The organism is Caballeronia sp. Lep1P3, from assembly GCF_022879595.1.
In the GTDB taxonomy this organism is placed as follows: Bacteria; Pseudomonadota; Gammaproteobacteria; order Burkholderiales; family Burkholderiaceae; genus Caballeronia.
This window is the reverse complement of the sequence record NZ_CP084266.1, coordinates 1,300,379-1,320,969: the sequence shown is the minus strand read 5'-3', so window position 1 is coordinate 1,320,969 and position 20,591 is coordinate 1,300,379. Positions and strand designations below refer to the sequence as shown.

Genomic DNA, 20,591 nt, shown 5'->3' with positions numbered 1-20,591 from the left:
GACAATGGCGCCTTTCAGGTAGAGTTCGCGTCGAACCTAATCTCAAAAAGGCGCCATCCATTTGCGCGATGGCGGATAACTCATGCGCTTGCGTTCCCTGTACTCCGGCTCGCTTGCCGCGACGCTGCTGATCGCGGCTGCGGCGCTGACGTGGGCGCTGCCGGCGCAGGCGGCCTGGTGCGACGACGGACTCTGGATCGATGCGATGATCGGCTCGCATCACGTCCACCCCGACAAGCATTTCCAGCAATTCAATCCCGGCATCGGCGCGGAATGCTGGGTTGCGCCGCAGTGGGCGGTGACGGCCGGCTATTTCCGCAATTCGCTGTCCAAACCGTCGTTCTATGGCGGCGGGGTCTGGGCGCCGGAGTTCCTGCATTGGGGCTTCGTACGAATCGGCGCGATGGGCGGCCTGATCTCCGGCTACGACTACGGTCGCTGGGGCATCGGACACGACCACATGGTCGGACCGGTGGCCGCGCCGCTCGTCATGCTCGCGTACAAACGCGTCGGGGCGAACTTCATTCTGATTCCGCCGATACCTTCCAGCGACCTTCCGTTCACCGTCGGATTTCAGCTTCGAGTGAAGTTTTAGGCGGCGGAGAGCCGGATCGAACAAAGCAACGGATCACTAACGATGCAACTCGCGCCGACCGCCGCGCGAGAGAAATCCGCCGATCCCGAAAACGCTCACCTTTAGCACGCTGCGACGGCCTTCCCACGGCGCATCGCGCACGTCGATCCCGAAAACGCTCACCTTAAGCACTGAGGGGACGAAAAAAAGCCCGGCACGAAGCCGGGCTCAAACCGGACCGGGCGCGTTCCGAGTCACGCCCGACCGCGTGGACTTCTGCCCGATGACGCGGCGCGCTTGCAGCGGTTTTCGCCGTCGCGCCGGCTTTCGGCAGGGCACAATTCGAGGTGAAGCTGGGCGAGCCAGTCGCAAGCGCCAATCGGCGCGTGAGTGCGATGAAACGCCCGCTTCGCGATGCGTCGCACGAAGATCGCAATGCCCGCTGCGCTCGCGAGCGTGGCCATGCGGACCGCGAGCGATTGCAGCGCATGGACATGCCCCGAACATCCGCAGACGAGCAGCCACGCGGCATCGGATGCAGCCACGCACAGGGCGATCAACACCGCATGCGCGCGCAGGGACACGAGAGTGGACGCTTGCATCAGGCATCTCCTGGACGCACCGCCGTGCGGCGCCCCTTTGCCGGGATAGTGCCGCTGCGATGCTTATGCGATGCTTAACCGCAGCAATGCGCGCCGTTAAGTTGCGGTTAAGCAAGAAACACCGACAATCGCCGACGAAATTCAGCGTGGAGAAGGGTATGCGCCTGCTTTTGGTTGAGGACGACGAGATGATCGCGGAGACAGTGCAGGCCGCGCTGCGCCGGTCGAGTTACACGGTGGACTGGGCGCAGGATGGCCGCGCCGCTGAGCTTTCGCTCGACAACGGCGTGTACGACCTCGTGCTGCTCGATCTCTCGCTGCCCAAGCGCGACGGCCTCGACGTGCTCGGCGCCTATCGCAAGAACGGCGGCGATGCGCTCGTCATGATTCTCACCGCGCGCGATGCGGTCGACGACCGCATCCGTGGCCTCGATGCCGGCGCGGACGATTACCTGATGAAGCCGTTCGATCTCGACGAGCTGGCCGCCCGCGTGCGCGCGCTTCTTAGACGGCGCACCGGTCACAAGCAGCTCGTGTATTCGCATGGCGAACTCACGCTCGATCCGGCCGCGCACGAGGCCGCGAAGGACGGCGTCGCGCTGAATCTCGTGCCGCGCGAATTCGCGCTGCTGCAGGCGTTGATCGAGGAGCCGTCGCGGGTTTTCCGGCGCTCGGAACTCGAGGAAAAACTTTACGGATGGGGCGAGGAAGTGGGGAGCAATGCAATCGAAGTTCACGTCCACAGCCTGCGGCGCAAGATCGGCGCGGAGCAGATCGTGACGGTGCGCGGCGTCGGCTACCGGCTGAAGAGGATCGGATGAACTCCATCCGGCGCTGGCTGCTGCGCTGGCTCATCTGCGGACTCGCGCTCGCCTGTCTCATGGCGGGACTCGGCATTTTCCGCACGGCGCAACTGGAAGCCGGCGAACTCTTCGACTACGAACTGCGCACCGTCGCGCTTTCGCTGCCGGGCAACGTCGGCGCCGCGGATGTCGCCGAGGGCCGCAGCCACGATCTGCACGGCATCGCCGACGACCGGCTCGTCATCGACATCTGGGACAAGTCCGGGCGTCTGGTCTATCACTCGCCGCGCGAACCCGCGCTGCCGCGCTTCGGCGACGGCTTTCGTTCGAGCGAGCGCGAAGGGTATCGCTGGCGCGCGTTCGGCGTCACGCAGCCGGATCGCTTCGTGCAGGTCGCGCAGCCGTATTTCGTGCGCGACGACCTCGCCATCACGCTCGCGCTGCGCATCATCTGGCCGCTCGCGCTGCTGATACCGGTCATCGTCGTGATCGTGCTGGTCGTCGTGGCGCGCGGGCTTGCGCCGGTGCGATCGCTGTCGCGCGCGCTGTCCGCGCGTCATTCGGAATCGCTCGAACCCGTGGCCATTTCCGGGCCGATGCCGGTCGAACTGCGGCCGCTCGTCGATGCGTTGAACGGACTGCTCGCGCGCCTGAACGACGCCTCCGAAGCGCAACGCACGTTCGTCGCGGATGCCGCGCACGAACTGCGCACGCCGCTCACCGCGCTCAAGCTGCAGATACAGGGCGCCATCGGCGACGGTTCGCTGAAGGTCGACAGCGCGACGCTCGCCCGGATCGACGGCCGGCTCAACCGGCTCATCCACCTCGCGCAGCAGTTGCTCAGCATGGCGCGCGAGGACGCGGCGCGCGAAGCGGCCATCGCGCCGATGAGCCTGCGCGCGCTGTGCGAAACGCGCGTGTCTGACTTTTCGTTGCTCGCGGAAACGAAGTCGATCGATCTCGGCCTCGAACTGGAGCAGCCGCACGGCGACCTCGACGCGTTCGGCATTCTCGGCGACAGTCATGCGCTTGCCGTGCTCGTCAATAATCTGCTCGACAACGCGATACGCCATACGCCGCGCGGTGGGCGCGTGGACGTCACGCTGCGCCGCGAAGCCGATGGCATCGCGCTGACGGTGCTCGATACCGGCCCCGGCATTCCCGCGAGCGAACTCGAACGCGTATGCGACCGCTTTTATCGCTGCGTCGGCACACAAGGGCAGGGCAGCGGCCTCGGGCTGGCCATCGCGCTGCGCGTGGCCGAGCGGCATCACGCGACTTTCGGCGCGAAGAACCGCAACGGCACGAGCGGACTGGAAGTGTCGGTGCGCGGACTGCGCGCCGTGGACATGAAAGCGCAAGAAACGGGACTCGGCGCCGTCGCCATGCGGTGATGATGTTGGCTGTTCACGCTCGCGCCATCATGAAAATCATCGTTCTTGTCCTGCTCGCGTTCGCGACGGCCGCTGCCGCGCGCGCCGACGATGCCGCGAGCGCGCCCGCCGCATCGGAAGCGAAGACGCTCAAGGAGCGCCTCGGCGACAAGGCGAGCGACGAACAGCGCGTCGACAACTGCAAGGTGCCGCCCGAGCGTCGCGGCACGAAGGCGCGGCCCGACGCGTGCGCGCCCTGATTCACGCTCGCATCGGCGTCACTCGTTCCCGGCCAGCGCCACCGCGAAATCGAGAAACGCGCGCGTCTTCGCGGGCGGATGATGCCGCGACGGATGAAACGCATACAGCGGAAAACGCTCGTCGGGCCAGTCGGGAAAGAGGTCGATCAGCGTGCCTTCGTCGATGAGATGCGCGTGTCCGAGTTCGAGTATCTGCGCGATGCCGTAGCCCGAAAGACACGCGCTCAGCATCGTGCCGGGATCGTTGAGCGTGAGATGCCCGCGCGTGTCCACCGTCAGGCGCTTCTTTCCGCGATGAAACTCCCACGGAAACGGCCGCCCCGTTTCCGGATCGCGGAACTCGATGCACCGATGCCCTTCGCTCGCAAGCGCTTGCGGCGTCGCAGGCCGGCCGCATCGCGCGACATACGACGGCGCGGCGACCGTCCGCACCGGCGTATCGAGCAGCTTGCGCGCGACGAGACTCGAATTGCGCGGCTCGCCGAAGCGCACGGCGAGATCGAAGCCGTCCGCGATCATGTCGCCGAGGCGGTCGCGCGTGAGCAGTTCCAGTTCGAGCTCCGGATGCGCCTGCATGAACGCTTCGAGCTTCGGCCCGAGCACGAGGCGCGAGAAGATCGGATCGACGTTCACGCGCAGGCGGCCGCGCACGGCGGTCGCGCTGCCCGACGCGGTCGCGGCCGCTTCTTCGAGCCCGGCGAGATGCGGCATCACCTGTTCGAAGAAGCGCCGGCCGTCGTCGGTGAGCGAGACGGTGCGCGTCGTGCGGTCGAAGAGGCGTATCCGAAGACGCGCTTCGAGACGCGCAATCGCGCGGCTCGCGCCGGGCTGCGACATCCCGAGCCTGTCGGCGGCGGCAGCGAACGTGCCGGCATCGACGATGGCCGCGAACACGCTGATGCCATTCAGAATGCGCTCGTTGAACCCGGCCATTCATGCCTCCGCGTCATCGGTGAAATGGGCTGCATATTATCGCGAGGCGACGAGAAGGCGCGCAGAATGGGCGCTTCTTTCCTCGGGGAATCGACATGTCTCGCATCTTCATCACCGGATCGACGGACGGACTCGGGCTGATGGCCGCGCGCCTTCTGGCCGAAGAGGGGCACCGCGTCGTGCTGCACGCGCGCAATCAAGCCCGCGCCGACGATGCGCGCGCCGCGCTGCCGCAAGCCGAAGCGGTCGTGACCGGCGATCTCGCAAGCCTCGACGCAATGCGCGACGTCGCTGGTCAGGCGAACGCGCTCGGCCGCTTCGACGCGGTCATCCACAACGCGGCGGTCGGGTATCGCGAGCCGCGACGCATCGAAACCGTGGATGGCTTGCCGCACGTCTTCGCGGTGAACGTGCTCGCGCCGTATGTGCTGACCGCGTCGATCGACAAACCCGCGCGGCTCGTTTATCTGAGTTCGGGAATGCATCGCGGAGCCGCCGCCGATCTCGACGATGTCCAGTGGACCGCGCGGCCGTGGAACGGCGCCGAGGCTTACGCGCAGAGCAAGTTCATGGACGTGCTGCTCGCGTTTGCGGTGGCGCGCTACTGGCCGGATGTGCTTTCGAACGCGCTCGAGCCGGGATGGGTTCCGACCAAGATGGGTGGCCCATCCGCGCCGGACGATCTGAACGAGGCGCATCGCACGCAGGCGTGGCTCGCATCGGACGACGACGAAGCCGCCCGCGTTTCCGGCCGCTACTTCTTCCACATGCGCGAGCGCGCGTGCGATCCCGCCACGCGCGACGCGGCGAGGCAGGATCGGCTGATCGACGTGTGCGAGCGGCTTTCGGGCGTGCGCCTCGAACGCTGAGGCGTTTCAGAGATCGAGGCCCATCTGCGCGCGTCCCATCGGCGTCAGATCGCCGACGGTGGCGCGTCCGATGAAACCGGCCTCGAAATGATCCGCCGGAAAGTCGGGCGGGCTGTTGCCTTTGAGAAAGCTCGGCAACTGCCGCTTGAGATAGGCGTCGTTTTTCGCGCACGCGGGAGCCGACGCGATATACATCACGTTGCTGTAACCCTTTCCGCGATGCGCGTCTTCGACCGCATGCACGACGTCGCTATGCCAAAAAACGGTATCGCCCGGCTGCATCAACGGAATGGACGACAGCGCGTGAAAAAGCGGCGCGTGATACTCGGGCTTGATCGACAGCGCGCGGCCCGGCATGGCGCCGCACAGGTCGTCCTCGGCGATGTCGTCCTGAAGCGCGCGCAGGAGCACGTAGACCATCGAGTTCGCAATCGGCACGAGTTGCAGCGTGCCGTCGCCCGGCCCTTGCTGCGTGAGCGCGGTCCAGCCCTGGAACGTGCGGAACATGGAACACACCGCGGGCGACGCGATCTCCTCGACATCCGTTCGCCACGCGGCATCGAACGGATCGTACTCGCGCCAGTTCCCCGAGAACACGTGCCGGTAGACCTTGCGGAAATTCGGCTCGATCCACCGTTCGATGGAGCCGCCATCGCAATGCGCCGACAAGCCGAGCGACTCCGATCCCGGCGGCCGCCGACGCAGCCGGTCGGCATAGACCGGCACGCGCTCGGGGTCGAAATGCACGCGCCCTTCGCTTTGCGCGCGCCAGAGCCGGTTGAGAAAGACGCGCGCCCGCGTCAATTCCGCCGACTGCCGCGCAAGCACCTGGGGCTTCGACCAGTACACGCCGTAGATTTGCGGCTTGCTCGACGCGAGCTGGCCGAAGTACTTGTCTTCCGCGCGGTTCTGGAGCTTCGTGTCGAGATCGTTGCGTTCGACGTAATCCGCAATCTCGCGGTCCCACTGTTCGACGAGCGCGCGGTCGAACACGTTGCGGATCACGCACGCGCCGCGCGCTTTGACGAGCGCGATCTGCGCCGCGCTCACGCGGTCCGCGACGATGTCCTCGAAGCGGATTTCCGGAATGACCGGCTCGCCGCGCGCCCGAAGCGCCGCGATGCGTTCGGCCTCGTCGATCATTGCCGCTTGCACTTGCGCGAAGCGTTCGCGATAGTCGGGCAGCATGCTGCGCAATTCGCGCTTCGCGGCCCGGACGGCGGCGGGCAAATCGTCGATGTGCAATGCCATTTCGCTGTCTCCCAAGGTTCGTGCGATGCCTTGCAGCGTACGCCGGCGCGATGCGCGCCAGTGATAGCATCGGGCCAATGTCGTTGCGAATCCGGCCATGAAAGCAGCTTACGAACACGTCGATTTCGGCACGAGCCGTTCCGTCAGGGTTTTCCACCGGCGGCTGCCGCGCATTCCGTTCGAATGGCATCACCATCCCGAGTACGAACTGACGCTCACGATGAACAGCCAGGGCAAGCGCTATATCGGCGATTCGATCACGGCCTACGGCGCCGACGATCTCGTGCTCGTGCCGCCGAATCTGCCGCATACGTGGGCGTCGAACCGTTCCATCGATGCGGCGCATGCGCAAGCCGCCATCGTCGTCTGGTTCGACGGCGCGTGGGTGCGCCGCTTCGCGGACGTGTGTCCCGAATACGGCGGCTTGCGCAATCTGCTGCGGCGCGCGGCCTGCGGGCTTGCGTTCGAAGAGGGCGCGGGCGCGCACATGCGTGCGCAGTCGGACCGGCTGCTTTGCGCGGACCCGCGCGAACGCCTGAAGGCCGTGATCGACACGCTCGACTGGCTCGCCGCCGTGCCCGCGTCGCCGCTTGCATCGCCGAGTGCGTTCGATGCGCGCACCGGCACGCCGTCCGGCCACGAATCCGACCAACTCAATCGCGTGCTCGCGATCATCGACACGCAGTTCGCGCATCCGCTGCGCATGGCGACGCTCGCGAAGGCGTCGGGCATGTCGGAGCGCTCGCTCACGCGGCAGTTCACGCTGCATCTCGGCGAAAGCGTCGGGCGCTACATCGCTCGCGTGCGGATCGGGCATGCGTGCCGGATGCTCACCGATACGTCGATGCCGGTATCGGTCGTCGCGGCGCGCTCGGGATTCGCGAACGTGTCGAACTTCAATCGCCAGTTCAGGGCGACGAAAGGGCTGACGCCCGCCGAATACCGGCAGCAGTTCGCGAGCGAGCCGCACGCCGACGCCAGCGCGAACGCGACGCCCGCGCTTACCGAACGGTCGCCGTCGCTCGAACGAAAGGCGCGCGGATAAACAAGCGCGAAAATCAGGGAAAAGGACGAAAAAAATGGGCCTTTTCGCAAAGGCCCATTCAAACCACACCAACTAGTCTCTCGACGCTTCAGGCATGCGCCTTGGCGACTTTGCTCACGGCCATCGAATCGGCGCGCAGGCGTTCGTATTCCTGCTCGCTCATCGGCACGGCGTCCTTCTTGCCGAGATCGTCGAGACGCATGCGATACGTCTCGCGCGCCGACCACGCCGCGATCGCCGCGATGATCGTCACGCCGAACGCGAGCGCGCCCACGGTCAGCGGAATGTTGTGCGATCCCGGCGGCGCGACAGCCGCGAAGAGCGCGGGCAAGAGCGCGGTGATCGTCGTGCCGATGTTCTGCGCAATCGCCATCGCGGAGACGCGCGAGCGCGTCGGGAAGAGCTCGGGATAGAAGCTCGGGAAAATCGCGTTATAGCCCTGATACACGACGCCCCACATCAGGAGCGACATCAGGAACGCGAGCGGCACGTTGTGAATGCTGATCGCATACAGATACGCGAACGAGAGCAGCCCGGAGATGAGCGAGCCCCAGATCATCATCGGACGGCGGCCGATCTTGTCGGAGAGATTGCCGACATAGGGAATGACCACCACCGCGACGATGTTGCCGACGACCGGAATCCACAGATACACGCTCTTGCTGAAGCCGACGCCATACGAAGACTGCACCGCGTAGGCCGCGCCGAAGATCGTTGCCACGACGGGAATCACGTTCATCAGCGCCATGCAGACGACGCGGACCATGTCGGGCGTGCTGTTCGCGAACGCTTCCCTGATCGGCGACTTCGGCAGTTCGCCGTGCGCGCCTTCGGCCGTGAACGCCGGCGTTTCGTGCACTTCGCGACGAATGATATAGCCCGCCAGCAGCACGAACGCGGACAGAAGGAACGGCACGCGCCAGCCCCACGAATTGAACATGTCCTCGGGCATGAACGCGGCGAGCGGCAGGAACACGGCGGCGGCGAGAATCTGGCCCGCCTGCACGCCCTGCAGCGTGAAGCTCGCGTAATAACCGCGCCGGCCGAACGGCGCGTGTTCGAGAATCATCGAACTTGCGCCCGAGATTTCACCGGCCACCGCGAAGCCCTGAATCAGGCGCAGCACGACGAGCAGCGCCGGCGCGAGCATGCCGACGCTGTGGTACGTCGGCAGCAGGCCGACGGCCATCGTCGAGAAACCCATGAGGAACATGCAGATGAGCAGCACGTTCTTGCGGCCGTGCGTATCGCCTAGATGCCCGAGCACGAACGCGCCGATGGGACGCGCGACATAACCGACGCCATACGTCGCGAGCGACGCGACGATCGCCACCTTCGGATTGCCCGACGGAAAAAAGAGCTGCGGGAAAATGAGCGCCGCCGCCTGAGCGTAGATGAAGAAGTCGTAATACTCGAGCGCCGAGCCGATCCAGCCGCTCGCCGTCGCTTTTTTCGCCTGGCCTCCGCCGTGCGCGTCTGCCTTTGGGCTAGCCATAGAAGTGTCTCCGAATGATGGTTTATCGTCTGAAGGTGCTGCGCGTGCTCGATTCTTCTTACCCACGATTCTCGCCGATGCGCGCTGCTCCGACGCTGGGCGGCAAGGCACTCGGGCGAGGCCGGCAACGTGTCCCTTACAAGTGCTTCGAGGATAAGAGCGCAGCCGAAACCGGGCAACGATTTGTGATAAATTGTGCGCGATTATCGCACGCGTGTGTTCGATAATCGACCGCTTTGGGGGTTAGCACTAGCTTGGGCGCGAGCATCGACATGACGAAACCGGGACTCGACAAGCGCGACTGGATCGCCGGACTGGAAAAGGGTCTCGCGATTCTCGAAGCCTTCGACGACCAGCACGCGCGCATGACGCCGACGCAAGCCGCGACGCGCACCGGCATGACGCGCACGGCGGCGCGGCGCTATCTGCTCACGCTCGCGCATCTCGGCTACGTGCAGACGGACGGCAAGCTCTTCAACTTGACGCCGCGCGTGCTGCGCGTCGGCTGGTCGTACTTCGATTCGGCGCGGCTGCCGCGCATCGTCCAGCCTTATTTGCAGCACTTGAGCGCGTCGATACACGAATCCGTCTACGTCAGCGTGCTGGACGAATGGGATCTCGTCATCATCGCGCGCAACGGCTCCTCGCGCGTGATGAACACCGGCTTCGTGCTGGGCGCGCGGGTGCCGGCGGCGCTGATGTCGGGCGGTCTCGTCATGCTCGCCTACAAGCCGGACGAACGTGCGGTGCGCGCCTGGCTCGATGCGACCGAGTTCAAGCCGTTCACGCCGCTCACCATCACGAACCGCGAAGTGCTCTACGAGAAAATCCGCCAGGCGCGCGCGGACGGCTACGTCGCGTTCGAACAGCAATTGCAGGTCGGCGTGCGCGGCATCGCGGTGCCGATCAAGAACCGGCACGGGCAAGTGGTGGCGGCGTTGTCGGTGAACATGCCGATCGGAAAGGAAACCAACGACGCCGCGCTCGCGCGCGTGCTTCAGCCGTTGCAGGAAACGGCGCTCGCGATGCTCAACGTCATCTGACAGGCGATCTTCCGGTGAGGGTTTGCGGGAGCGTTGAAGGTGAGGATATTCGGGGGCTTGCGCGGTTCGCGATTTCGCCGCGCCGTGAATAATCAGGTTTCCGAACTATTTCGGAGCGAAGGCAGCGGCATCAGCGCAAAAACGGACCGGCGCACGAAGCGGCCGGTCCGGTCGCGCCTTGCAGTGGCAGGCCGTCAAGGTGCGACGCATGACACGATGCAGCGACCGTGCCAACGAGCCGCGCTGTGCGAAAGCCTTGTGCCACAAGGGTCGCGCGATTCCGCCAACTGGCGGGTGTCGCTATATGCCCGACACAGCGCGCGTAGCTGTCGGACCACGCCATGCAGAAAACGCGATCACTTGCCCGCGATCTTCAGCGCCAGCTCCGCCACATGCTTGCCCTGATAGCGCGCGATCTCGAGTTCGTTCTTGGTCGGATCGCGCTTGCCGTCCGCGCCGACGATCGTCGTCGCGCCATAGGGCGTGCCGCCGGAAATCTCGTCCATCGTGGTGAGCGCGGCGCACGCGTAGGGCACGCCCGCGACGACCATGCCGTGATGCAGAAGCGTCGTGTGAAACGACGTGATCGTGGTTTCCTGTCCACCGTGCTGCGAGGCCGTCGACGTGAACACGCTGCCGATCTTGCCGACGAGCGCGCCTTTGATCCAGAGGCCGCCCGTCTGATCGAGGAACGTGCGCATCTGTCCGGCCATGTTGCCGAAGCGCGTGGGCGTGCCGAAGAGGATCGCGTCGTAGTCCGCAAGTTCGTCGATGCTTACGATAGGCGCCTGCTGATCCAGCTTCACGCCGATGACGGCGGCCTGATCCGCGGGAATCGTTTCTGGCACGCGCTTGACCGTGACCTCGACGCCCGGCACGCCGCGCGCGCCCTCGGCGACCGCTTGCGCCATCGTCTCGACGTGGCCGTACATCGAATAGTAGAGAACCAGAACTTTCGCCATGAGTGTCCTTGCTGTGCCGTGTCGAATGCGGATCAAAAGCTGCTGCGCGCATGAGCGGGCATGCGGCAGCATCGGAGTCCCACGATAGCATCGGCTATCGGATGCTGCAGAGCGCGCCTTGTTGTCTTGAGCGCAATTCGTGCGCTTGCCGTTTGCATCGGCGGCGATACGCGTCTACGCTCGAAACACACGCCACTTGCCGCACAACCGATGCCTGATCGCCAGTCCGCGATTCACTCGAACCACAGCCCCTTACCGGCGGCATTCCATACGCTTACGGCGCTCGTGCGCGATGCGCTCGCTTCGCTTGCGCGCGAACTCGTCGCGATCCGGCCTTCTGCGGCGCGCGCGCGCTTCGCGACGCAAGCGATGTTCTCGGTCGCGCTCGCCGTCGCGCTTGCCTATGCGTTCCATCTCACGAACGTCTGGTGGGCCGCGATCAGCGGCTTCGCTGTCATGCAGACGAAGTTTTCCGCATGTGCACAGCGCGGCGTGCATCGCGTGCTCGGCACGGTGGCGGGCGGGTTGCTCGGCGCGACGGCGGGACCGCTGATCGGCGATGCGCCGTGGCTCTTCGTGCCGCTGCTCGGGCTGATTGCGGGCGTGTCGGTGTATCGCGCGCTGGTGTCGGATGCGGGCTACGCGTGGGTGCTGGGCGCGGTGACGGCGCTGATGGTGACGTTCGAAGCGCACCGGCTGATGTCGGCATCGGCGACGGCGTCGTTCGCGCTGCTGCGCGTGGCCGAAGTCGTCGCCGGCACGTTCGCGAGCGTGGCCGTGTCCGCGCTCTTTCATGCGGGCGTGCAGCACTATCGCGCCTCGCGCGGCGCGGCGACGGTATCGGGCGCGGCATCGACGGCGGATCGCGTGGACGGCGCACCGCACGATGCGCCGTCCGTCGCGGCGATGCCATCGGATGCGGCGCCGCCCGCGCGAACGCTCACCGCGACGCACGCGGCGCGCGCGGCACAGGCGGCGCTCGCGACTAGAAAGCGCCTCGCGTGGCATGCGGCGTGGGCCGTCGCGATACTGGCGGCGCTCGCGTATGCGTTGAATCTGCCGGGCTTCGCGCAGGCGATGGTGACCGCGATCGCCGTGCTGATTCTGCCCGCATCGGCGCTCGGCAAGCCGACGCAGCGGCCCGTCGCGGCGCGCATGGTTCAGCGGGCGCTCGGCTGTCTGCTCGCGGGCGCGCTCAGTCTCGCGCTGTTGCCGCTCATCGGCGACGACGCGCCTTTATGCATGCTCGCACTGTGCGCGGGCGTGTGGATCGGCTGTCATGTTCAGACGGGCTCGCAGGGCGCGAGCTATGTGGGGCGGCAGTTCACCATCGCGTTCATCATGGTGTTCGTGCAGGATCGCCACTGGTCGTCCGATCCCGTGCCCGCGCTGTTGCGGCTCGCAGGCATTCTGTGCGGAATCGCGGTGCTGGCGGGCGTGATGGCGGGGGGAAGGGCGCTCGCATCGCGACGCGCGGCGCGCCCCGCGATGCGCTGACGCGCCTTAGCCCTCTTCGGCCCAGGCGAGATTCTCGCGCGCCATCAGCGCCGACGATGCCGCCGGCCCGAACGTTCCCGCCGTATATCCGCGCGGCCGGTCGCCGAGTTCCTTCCAGCCGTTGAGAATCGGCTCGACCCACGCCCACGCCGCTTCCAGTTCGTCGCGACGCATGAAATGCGTGAGACGTCCGCGGATCACGTCGATCAGCAAACGCTCGTAGGCTTCCGCGCGACGCTGCGTCATGGCCTGCTGCAAGTCGAGATTGAGATTGACGGGCTGCATCTGCATGCCGCTGCCCGGTTCCTTCGCGAGCATCTGCAACTGGATGGACTCTTCCGGCTGCAACGTGATGATGAGCCGGTTGCCATAGTTACGCGGCCCGCTCGGGATGATGGAGAACGGCAGGTCCGCGAAGTCGATGACGATCTGCGATTGCCGCGTCTGCATGCGCTTGCCGGTGCGCAGGAAGAATGGCACGTTCGCCCAGCGCCAGTTGTTGATGTGCGCGCGCAACGCGACGAACGTTTCCGCGTGGCTGTCGGCCGGCACGTTGTCTTCCTGAAGATAGCCCTTGACCGGCTCGCCGCCGACCGCGCCCGCCGCATATTGACCGCGCACGGTGTCGCGCGCGATATCGGCGATGGTCATCGGGCGCAGCGATTTCAGCACCTTCAGTTTTTCGTCGCGCACGGCGTCGGGATCGAGTGAAACGGGCGGCTCCATCGCGACGATGCACAGCAGTTGCAGCAAATGGTTCTGCACCATGTCGCGCAGCGCGCCGGTGTGGTCGTAGAAACCCGCGCGGCTGCCGACGCCCACCGTTTCCGCCACCGTGATCTGCACGCTCTTGATGTACGGCGCCTGCCAGAGCGGGCCGAAAATGGGATTGCCGAAGCGCAGCACCATCAGGTTCTGCACCGTTTCCTTGCCGAGATAATGGTCGATGCGGTAGATCTGGTCTTCCTTGAAGTGCCGGCCGACCGCGTCGTTGATTGCGCGCGCCGACGCGAGATCGTGACCCAGCGGCTTTTCCAGCACGACGCGCGCACGATCGTCGATGATGTCCGCCGCCGCCAGGTTGTCGCAGATGGTCGTGAAAAGCTCCGGCGACGTCGACAGATAGAACACGCGCTGCGCGTTGGCGCGCGTGGCTTCGGCGAGCCGCCGGAAGTCATCGGGATTCTCGACATCGACGCGCACGTAATCGAAGAGCGCGAGGAATTTGTCCCACGACTGCGCATCGAAGGCCTTCGCGTCGATGAACGGGCGCGACTGCTGTTCCATGAAGTTCTTCAGATAATCTTCGCGCGTCCAGTCCTTGCGGCCGATGGCGAGAATGCGCGTGTCGGCGGGCAGATTGCAGTGCGTGTGCGCCATGTACAGCGCGGGCAGCAGCTTGCGCGCCGCCAGGTCTCCGCCGCCGCCGAAGATGATCATGTCGAGCGGGCGTTCGTTCGAAGGAGAAGTCGGGTTCGTCATGGTGCGTGAGCCGTTAAGGTTGCAGTGCGGACAAGAGAGCTATGTTGCATGGTTTGCCGCGATTTTGCACGCTCCGCCCGCTAACGCCCGTTCGATTCGCTTGGCTTTCGAATAGCGCCGCGCCGCGTTTAGCTCGGTCAACGTAACGATTCGTTAGCGCGCAACGTCGCCACGGCGAGATCGAGAAACGCGCGCACTTTCTGCGTGACGTGACGGCCTTCGCGATGCACGAGATGAATCGGCAGCGGCGGCGGCTCATAGCGGTCCAGCAGCGTCACGAGCCGCCCTTCGCGCACATGCTCCGCCACCTGATACGACAGAAGCCGCGCGATGCCGAAGTCCGCCAGCGCGGCGGCGATGGCCGAATCGTTCGTCGTCGTCGTGAAGCGCGGGCGCGCGTGCACGAGAACGGGGCGGTCGCCGTCGTGGAGACGCCATTCGGGCGGCGTGGACGATCCCGTCGACGCGATGATCGTATGCGCGGCGAGATCGTCCGGATGATCCGGCGTGCCGTGTTTCGCGAGATAAGCGGGCGATGCGCAGAGCACGCGCCGCACGCGCCCGACCGGAATGGCCTGCAACGAGGAATCCGGCAATTGCGCGATCCGCACGGCTACGTCGATGCCCTCGTCGACGAGATTCACCACGCGGTCGACGAACCAGCAGTTCGCATCCGCTTCGGGATAGCGCGAGAGATAGTCGAGCACGATCGGCGTGACGTGCAGCCTGCCGAAGAGCACCGGCGCCGTCAGCGAAAGCACGCCGCGCGGCGACGAATGCGTGCCGGCGGCGGCGAGTTCCGCGTTGTCCACTTCGCCGAGAATGCGCCGGCAATCTTCGAAGAAGCCGCTGCCCGCATCGGTGAGACGCACGACGCGCGTCGTGCGCGTGAGCAGCCGCACGCCGAGCCGCTCCTCGAGTTCGGTGACGACGCGGCTCACCACCGAAGGCGATACGTCGAGCTTGCGCGCGGCCGATGCGAAGCCGCCTGTTTCGACCACCGTGACGAAGGTGGACATTGCCTGAAAACGGTCCATGCCGGATGCGGATAGCGGGCGGAAGTTGCCGTGCATTCTCGGACATGGCCGCGCGTCCCGCAATCGCGGCTTCGTTACAGATCGAGTTCGAGCGTGCGTTGCGTGTCGGCGGCGGGCCGCGCGCAGCAGATCAGCGCTTCGTCGTCGCCGACTTCGAACGCCGGCTCGCTCGCATACGACACCGCGCCGCTCACGATGGGCGTCCGGCATGTGCCGCATGTGCCGCCGCGACAACTCGATTCCGCATCGACGCCGAGCGCCTGCGCGAATTCGAGCAGCGTGCCGCTATCGGGCGTCCATTGCGCGTCGCGCGCGGACTTCACGAAGCGCACCGGCACGGCTTGCGTGGCGGGCGGGCGCATCGGCGCTTTTTCGACGCCGCGATCCGGCGTGCGAGCAAGCGATGCGGGACCGAACGCTTCGGCATGAATGCGCGCATCGGCGATGTTCAGTGCGCGCAAGCCGTCGTACAGCGATTGCATGAACGCGCCCGGTCCGCACAGATAGAAGTCGTAGTCGTTGAAGGGCAGGAAGCTCGTCAACAGATCGATGTCGATGCGCCCCGACACGTCGTAATCGCGCTTGAACTGCGCGCCTTGCGTATCGCTCAGCACGCGGATCACGCGAACCGCGCCGCCCGCGCTTTGCGCGAGCGCGTCGATTTCGGCGGTGAACGCGCGGCTCGCGAGCGTGCGCGCCGACGCGATCAGCCATACCGGACGCACGCGCCGTTTGCGCAGCCCTTCGTAGACGACATGCCGCAGCATCGCGAGCAGCGGCGTGATGCCGACGCCCGCTCCGAGCAGCACGGCGGGGCGCGCTTCGAACGGATCGATCGTGAAGTTGCCCGCCGGCGCGCGCGCCTCGACGATGCTGCCCGTCTCCAACGTATCGTGCAGATAAGCCGACACGCGCCCCTCGCGCTTCACGCTGATGCGATACGCGCCGTCCGCCGGCCCGACCGACAGCGTGTACGTCCGCACGAGCGGCTTCGCGTCGCCCGGCAGCGTGACGCGCAGCGGCAAGTGCTGGCCGGCTGCGTGCGGCACGATGCCCGCGCCGTCCGCCGGTTCGAGCCAGAACGAGCGAATCGCATCGCTTTCATCGGCGATCCTGCTCACGCGATACGGCCGCCACGCATTCGCGAGCGCGGCCGCCTTCATGCGCTCCGCGGCCTGTTTCCAGTCGCCGGTCATCAGCGAATTGGGCGACGCGCCTTCCCGACGAGACGCCCAGCGCAGCGGCAACGCGTCCTCGCGCAGCACGATCCGGCGCGGCGTGAAGCGCCACAGCCGTTCCGCGCCCTGAAACGCGGCGGTTTCCGGCGAATCGTTCAGCACTTGCGCATCGCCCGTGAGTTGCAGCGTGTCGCCGGTTTCGAAGTCGGCGAAGAAGAGGCCCGCGCGGCCATTCACCGCGATATTGCCGAGCGTGTTGAAGAACAGATTGCCGGCGAAATCTGGAATGGTCAGCGTGCCGTCGTTCGAGACGCGCACGAAACCCGCCTTGCCGCCACGATGCGACACGTCCACTTGCCGATGCCCGTCCGCGCGGTCGAAGTACGACGCGACGAAGAACGTATCGGCGCGGTCGATCATCGCGCGCATGCGCGGCGATTGCGCATCGAGCAGGATAGGCGTCGATGAACCCGGCGTGTCGCGCACGAACGCGAAGTCGCGCAACTGGATGTACTGCGGGCAATTGCCGAAGCTCTGCTCGATGCCGACGTCGAACGCGTGCGTCTGCGTGCTCCTGCGACGAATCACGCCGTTCGCGCGATTGCGGCGGCGCGTGTGCAGTTCGATGCCGAGCAAGCCGATGGATGCGCCATCGGCGAGGCCGGCGTCGGCGGGATCGAGCGGATCGCGTGTGTGCGCCACGCGAAGCGTTCTGGCGTCCGGCGCGTGCAGAAAAGCCGGGCGGCCGGTGAGAAAGGTCGCCCAGGCGTCGCCGTCCTGATCGACGGTGCCGGCGGCGACGAACGGCAACTGCGCGAAAAATTGCCGATGCTGCTCCGGCATGTAGTCGCGCAGCACGCGCCGGCCCACATCGCGCATGCGCTCGTGCACGCCTGCTGCTGTCTGCATGGCGATTTCGCCGGAATGCCACGGCGATGCTTCGACGGTTGAAGTCTCGGACATGATGGTCGGCAGTCAGGCGGCGAGGCCCACGGCGGTCTTCTGGAAGCGCACGAAGCCCGGCAACGCTTCGATGCGCGCCAGCCACGCGTTCACATGGCGATAACCCGAGAGATCGACGTTGCCTTCCGGCGCGCTCGAGATATAGCTGTAGAGCGCGATGTCCGCGATGGTCGGATGCGCGCTGCCGATATCCGCGATCCAGTCGCGCGCTTGCAGCTCATCGTCGATGACTCTGAGCACCGCATGCGCGCGCGCGATGACTTCATCGGCATCGAACTTTCGGCCGAACACGGTGACGAGGCGCGCCGCCGCCGGTCCGAACGCGATTTGTCCCGCCGCCACGGAAAGCCAGCGCTGCACGGCGGCGGCTTCGGCGGGCGTTTGCGGCAGCCATTGCGTCGCGCCGGTTTTGCTCGCGAGATAAACGAGAATCGCGTTGGAATCCTGGATGATGTGATCGCCGTCGATCAGAACCGGCACTTGACCGAAGTGATTGAGGCGCAAGAATGCGGGCGATTTGTGCGCGCCGGCGGCAAGATCGACCACTTCTTCGTCGTGTTCAATGTTCAGCAGATGCAGGAAGAGCCGCGCGCGATGCGAGTGTCCCGACAGCGGATGGTGATATAGCTTCATGGAGCGTCTCCAGCGGTGCGGATCGGAGGGATGCCGATCTCTGGAACTCAGTATCGGGCGTTGCTCTGCGAAGCGGAATGGAAGCGGAAGTCAAATGACTGTTCGCGCTGCGAGAATAATCTCAGGCGCCCGTCTTCGGCACGCGTCGTGCTTCCATGAACGAGCATCCAGACGATCCAGACCTCATGCCGCCACTTCCCGGCCCGCGCCGGCCACCCGCGAAGATTCTGCCGCCCGATGCGCCGGGCCTGCGCGCGCTGGCGTCGCTGGTGGCGGTCGTCGTTGTCATTTGTGCCTTGTACTTCGGGCGCGCGGTGATGATTCCGATCATCCTCGCGATTCTCCTGAGCTTCCTGCTCGCGCCGTTCGTCGAATTCCTGCGGCGGCTGCGCTTCGGGCAGGTGCCGTCGGTGATCGTCGCGGTCGTCGTCGCGCTCTCGGTGCTGACCGCGGTCGGGGCGCTGATCGGCGCGCAAGTCGCGCAGCTCGCGGGCGATCTGCCGAAGTATCAGGTCGCCGTCGAGCGCAAGGTCGACAGCATCCAGCAGATGACCGTGGGCCGCGCCGACGCGTTCCTCGGGCGCGCATCGCGTGCGCTCAAGCGCCTGTCGCCCGCGCGCGAACAGGAGCCGCGCGCGAGCGAAGACAACCCCGCCGCCTCGCCGATCGACCAGCCGATGCCCGTCGAAGTCCACGAGCCGGCGCCGTCGCCGCTCGAACTGGCGCAGCGCTTCCTGTCACCCGTCATCAGCCCGCTTGAAACCACCGGCATCGTGCTCGTGGTCGCGGTGTTCATCCTCCTGCAGCGCGAGGACTTGCGCGACCGGCTGATCCGCCTTTTCGGTTCGCGCGACCTGCACCGCGCAACCACCGCGATGGACGAAGCGGCGCGCCGCCTGTCGCGCTATTTCCTCGCGCAGCTCGGCATCAACATGGGCGTGGGCATCGTCATTTCGATCGGGCTGGTGGTGATCGGCGTGCCGGGCGCGCTGCTTTTCGGCGTGATGACGGCGCTCTTGCGCTTCGTGCCGTATGTCGGCACCTGGATCGCCGCGCTGGTCGCGGTGATTTTCGCGGCGGCAGTCGGGCCGGGATGGACGATGCTCATCTGGACCATCGTGCTCTACGGCGTCACGGACATCGTCGTGGGGCAGATTGTCGAGCCGCTTCTCTACGGCCACAGCACCGGCCTTTCGCCGTTCGCGGTGATCGTCGCGGCGATCTTCTGGAGCTGGATCTGGGGGCCGATCGGCCTCGTTCTGTCGACGCCGCTCACGCTCTGCCTCGTGATTCTCGGGCGTCACGTCGACCGGCTCGAATTTCTCGATGTTCTCTTCGGCGACCGGCCCGCGCTCACGCCCGCCGAGAACTTTTATCAGCGCCTGCTCGCGAACGATCCCGACGAAGCGCTCGTGCAGGCGGAATCGCTGCTGAAAGAGCGCTCGCTGATCGCGTATTACGACGAAGTCGCGCTGGAAGGCTTGCGGCTCGCGCACAACGACGTGCTGCGCGGCGTGGTGACGGCCGATCAGTTGCGGCGCATCAACGAATCGGCGCTCGACATCATCGAAGGTCTGGAGGATACGGAGGACATCGCGCCCACGGTGCAGCGCCGCGAAGAGCCGCCCGCGAGCCCGACTTTGGGCGACGACGCCGCGAGCGTCACTTCGGAAATGCCGCCCGAGCGCTTCGATCCGGGCGCGGAAGGGCATACGGCGTCGGTGCTGTGCATCGCGGGCAGAAGCGAACTGGACGATCTCGCGGCGGCCATCGCCGTCCAGCTCTTTCGCAAGCACGGCCTCGGCGCGGACATCACGGGCTACGAGCGCTTCTCGCGCGGACGCTTCGGCGAAGTGGACCTCTCCGGCGTGACGATCATCTGCGTCGTTTCGTTCGATGCCGCCGAGTCGCCGCCGTATCTGCGCAATCTGCTGCGGCGCCTGCATCAGCGCGCGCCCGCCGCCGAGCTGATCGTCGGGCTCGTGGTCGCGGAAAGCCCGCTCCAGGGCGAAGTGCTGGTGCGAACGAGTTCGGCGGCGGTGTCGTTCAAGGAACTCGTCGATGCCTGCGTCGCCGCCGCGCGCCGCCAGTCCGCCGATGGCGTGTCGTGGGCCGGTCTCGACGCGCCGGCCGGCAAGGCGGCGAGCGCCGTTCCGAACGCGGCGGACGACGAACTCCCGGCCCTGCGAAACGCATCGAGCAGCGCGTAGCCAGCGCCCCGGCGAAGCCTAGCGGTTGCCGTCGAAGAGATCGTTCAGCATGGTGTCGAAGGAAGCCTGTGCATCTTCGAGTTCCTGCAGCGCGGCGTCGAACGTCTGCAGCGCCATCTGCGACGGCCGGCCATCGCCTTCGGGCGGAAACTGCGTTTGCAGGGCGAGAAACGCGGACTGCACCTGCCGCGTCGCGTTGACGATGCGTTCCATGGCTCGCGCTTCTTCCGCGCGATTGTTCTCAGCGGTCATCGGGGACACTCCTCGTGGGCAATGCTCCGATAGTACCAAGCGGCGCGCCCTTGCAGCCTGCGCGCGTCATGCATGCGTGCGTCGTGCATGCATGACGCGCGGCGGCGCGACGGTGAAGAACCCGTGCGG

General features: G+C 66.1%; 19 protein-coding genes. 9 read left to right on the top strand and 10 right to left on the bottom strand.

The genetic code is table 11. The annotated features are described in order from the left end of the window. The first annotated feature begins 82 nt into the window (after window positions 1–82). Window positions 83–595: a hypothetical protein gene (locus LDZ27_RS20565; protein ID WP_244816696.1), complete on the top strand. Its 513-nt coding sequence runs from the start codon at window positions 83–85 to the stop codon at window positions 593–595. 233 nt (window positions 596–828) lie between these two features. Here the strand turns inward: LDZ27_RS20565 and LDZ27_RS20560 are convergent, their stop codons facing one another. Next, complete coding sequence (locus LDZ27_RS20560) at window positions 829–1,176, bottom strand: hypothetical protein (RefSeq protein ID WP_244816695.1); 348 nt, start codon at window positions 1,174–1,176, stop codon at window positions 829–831. A 158-nt stretch (window positions 1,177–1,334) separates the two neighbouring features. Between LDZ27_RS20560 and LDZ27_RS20555 the strand changes: the two genes are divergently transcribed. Genes LDZ27_RS20555 through LDZ27_RS20545 form a run of 3 tightly spaced genes read left to right on the top strand, consistent with a single transcriptional unit; the run spans window position 1,335 to window position 3,612 of the window. Then, a complete protein-coding gene (locus tag LDZ27_RS20555; protein ID WP_244816694.1) occupies window positions 1,335–1,997 on the top strand; it encodes a response regulator in 663 nt (220 codons plus the stop codon). Next, a complete protein-coding gene (locus LDZ27_RS20550; protein ID WP_244816693.1) occupies window positions 1,994–3,373 on the top strand; it encodes an ATP-binding protein in 1,380 nt (459 codons plus the stop codon). The genes LDZ27_RS20555 and LDZ27_RS20550 overlap by 4 nt, the downstream gene beginning before the upstream one ends. Window positions 3,374–3,402: 29 nt before the next feature. Continuing rightward, on the top strand, window positions 3,403–3,612 hold the full coding sequence (locus LDZ27_RS20545) for a hypothetical protein (protein WP_244816692.1): 210 nt from the start codon (window positions 3,403–3,405) through the stop codon (window positions 3,610–3,612). A gap of 18 nt (window positions 3,613–3,630) precedes the next feature. Here the strand turns inward: LDZ27_RS20545 and LDZ27_RS20540 are convergent, their stop codons facing one another. Further along, complete coding sequence (locus tag LDZ27_RS20540) at window positions 3,631–4,545, bottom strand: LysR family transcriptional regulator (RefSeq protein ID WP_244816691.1); 915 nt, start codon at window positions 4,543–4,545, stop codon at window positions 3,631–3,633. A 95-nt stretch (window positions 4,546–4,640) separates the two neighbouring features. On the opposite strand from LDZ27_RS20540, the gene LDZ27_RS20535 reads away from it, so the two are divergent. Next, the gene (locus LDZ27_RS20535; RefSeq protein ID WP_244816690.1) at window positions 4,641–5,414 is read left to right on the top strand and encodes an SDR family NAD(P)-dependent oxidoreductase; all 774 of its coding nucleotides are present in this window, start codon (window positions 4,641–4,643) and stop codon (window positions 5,412–5,414) included. 6 nt (window positions 5,415–5,420) lie between these two features. Here LDZ27_RS20535 and LDZ27_RS20530 read toward each other — a convergent pair whose 3' ends face one another. After that, window positions 5,421–6,665 (bottom strand): DUF1479 domain-containing protein, encoded by a 1,245-nt coding sequence (locus LDZ27_RS20530; protein WP_244816689.1) that lies wholly within the window; start codon window positions 6,663–6,665, stop codon window positions 5,421–5,423. Window positions 6,666–6,762: 97 nt separating this feature from the next. Here LDZ27_RS20530 and LDZ27_RS20525 point away from each other — a divergent pair, with 97 nt between their 5' ends. Further along, window positions 6,763–7,710: an AraC family transcriptional regulator gene (locus LDZ27_RS20525; protein WP_244816688.1), complete on the top strand. Its 948-nt coding sequence runs from the start codon at window positions 6,763–6,765 to the stop codon at window positions 7,708–7,710. Window positions 7,711–7,798: 88 nt separating this feature from the next. Here the strand turns inward: LDZ27_RS20525 and LDZ27_RS20520 are convergent, their stop codons facing one another. Further along, window positions 7,799–9,205 carry an MFS transporter gene (locus LDZ27_RS20520; RefSeq protein ID WP_244816687.1) on the bottom strand — a complete coding sequence of 469 codons (1,407 nt, stop codon included), beginning with the start codon at window positions 9,203–9,205 and terminating at the stop codon, window positions 7,799–7,801. 272 nt (window positions 9,206–9,477) lie between these two features. Here LDZ27_RS20520 and LDZ27_RS20515 point away from each other — a divergent pair, with 272 nt between their 5' ends. Beyond that, the gene (locus LDZ27_RS20515) at window positions 9,478–10,248 is read left to right on the top strand and encodes an IclR family transcriptional regulator C-terminal domain-containing protein (RefSeq protein ID WP_244816686.1); all 771 of its coding nucleotides are present in this window, start codon (window positions 9,478–9,480) and stop codon (window positions 10,246–10,248) included. 356 nt (window positions 10,249–10,604) lie between these two features. Here LDZ27_RS20515 and wrbA read toward each other — a convergent pair whose 3' ends face one another. Then, entirely contained in the window at window positions 10,605–11,210 is a 606-nt protein-coding gene (gene wrbA / locus LDZ27_RS20510) for an NAD(P)H:quinone oxidoreductase (protein ID WP_244816685.1), read from the bottom strand. Between the two features lie 210 nt (window positions 11,211–11,420). On the opposite strand from wrbA, the gene LDZ27_RS20505 reads away from it, so the two are divergent. Next, window positions 11,421–12,707 carry an FUSC family protein gene (locus LDZ27_RS20505; RefSeq protein WP_244816684.1) on the top strand — a complete coding sequence of 429 codons (1,287 nt, stop codon included), beginning with the start codon at window positions 11,421–11,423 and terminating at the stop codon, window positions 12,705–12,707. A gap of 6 nt (window positions 12,708–12,713) precedes the next feature. On the opposite strand, the gene zwf is transcribed toward LDZ27_RS20505, so the two are convergent. The 4 genes from zwf to LDZ27_RS20485 form a co-directional block, all read right to left on the bottom strand. Continuing rightward, window positions 12,714–14,189, bottom strand: a complete 1,476-nt coding sequence (zwf, locus tag LDZ27_RS20500; RefSeq protein WP_244816683.1) for a glucose-6-phosphate dehydrogenase — start codon at window positions 14,187–14,189, stop codon at window positions 12,714–12,716. Between the two features lie 137 nt (window positions 14,190–14,326). Beyond that, window positions 14,327–15,226 carry a LysR family transcriptional regulator gene (locus LDZ27_RS20495; RefSeq protein ID WP_244816682.1) on the bottom strand — a complete coding sequence of 300 codons (900 nt, stop codon included), beginning with the start codon at window positions 15,224–15,226 and terminating at the stop codon, window positions 14,327–14,329. Between the two features lie 74 nt (window positions 15,227–15,300). After that, window positions 15,301–17,367 carry a pyridoxamine 5'-phosphate oxidase family protein gene (locus tag LDZ27_RS20490; protein WP_244816681.1) on the bottom strand — a complete coding sequence of 689 codons (2,067 nt, stop codon included), beginning with the start codon at window positions 17,365–17,367 and terminating at the stop codon, window positions 15,301–15,303. A gap of 12 nt (window positions 17,368–17,379) precedes the next feature. Further along, complete coding sequence (locus LDZ27_RS20485) at window positions 17,380–18,000, bottom strand: glutathione S-transferase family protein (RefSeq protein ID WP_244816680.1); 621 nt, start codon at window positions 17,998–18,000, stop codon at window positions 17,380–17,382. Window positions 18,001–18,155: 155 nt separating this feature from the next. Between LDZ27_RS20485 and LDZ27_RS20480 the strand changes: the two genes are divergently transcribed. Then, window positions 18,156–20,210, top strand: a complete 2,055-nt coding sequence (locus LDZ27_RS20480; protein ID WP_370653423.1) for an AI-2E family transporter — start codon at window positions 18,156–18,158, stop codon at window positions 20,208–20,210. 18 nt (window positions 20,211–20,228) lie between these two features. Here the strand turns inward: LDZ27_RS20480 and LDZ27_RS20475 are convergent, their stop codons facing one another. Further along, window positions 20,229–20,462, bottom strand: coding sequence for a hypothetical protein (locus LDZ27_RS20475; RefSeq protein ID WP_244816679.1), 234 nt, complete (start codon window positions 20,460–20,462; stop codon window positions 20,229–20,231). Window positions 20,463–20,591 lie beyond the last annotated feature (129 nt).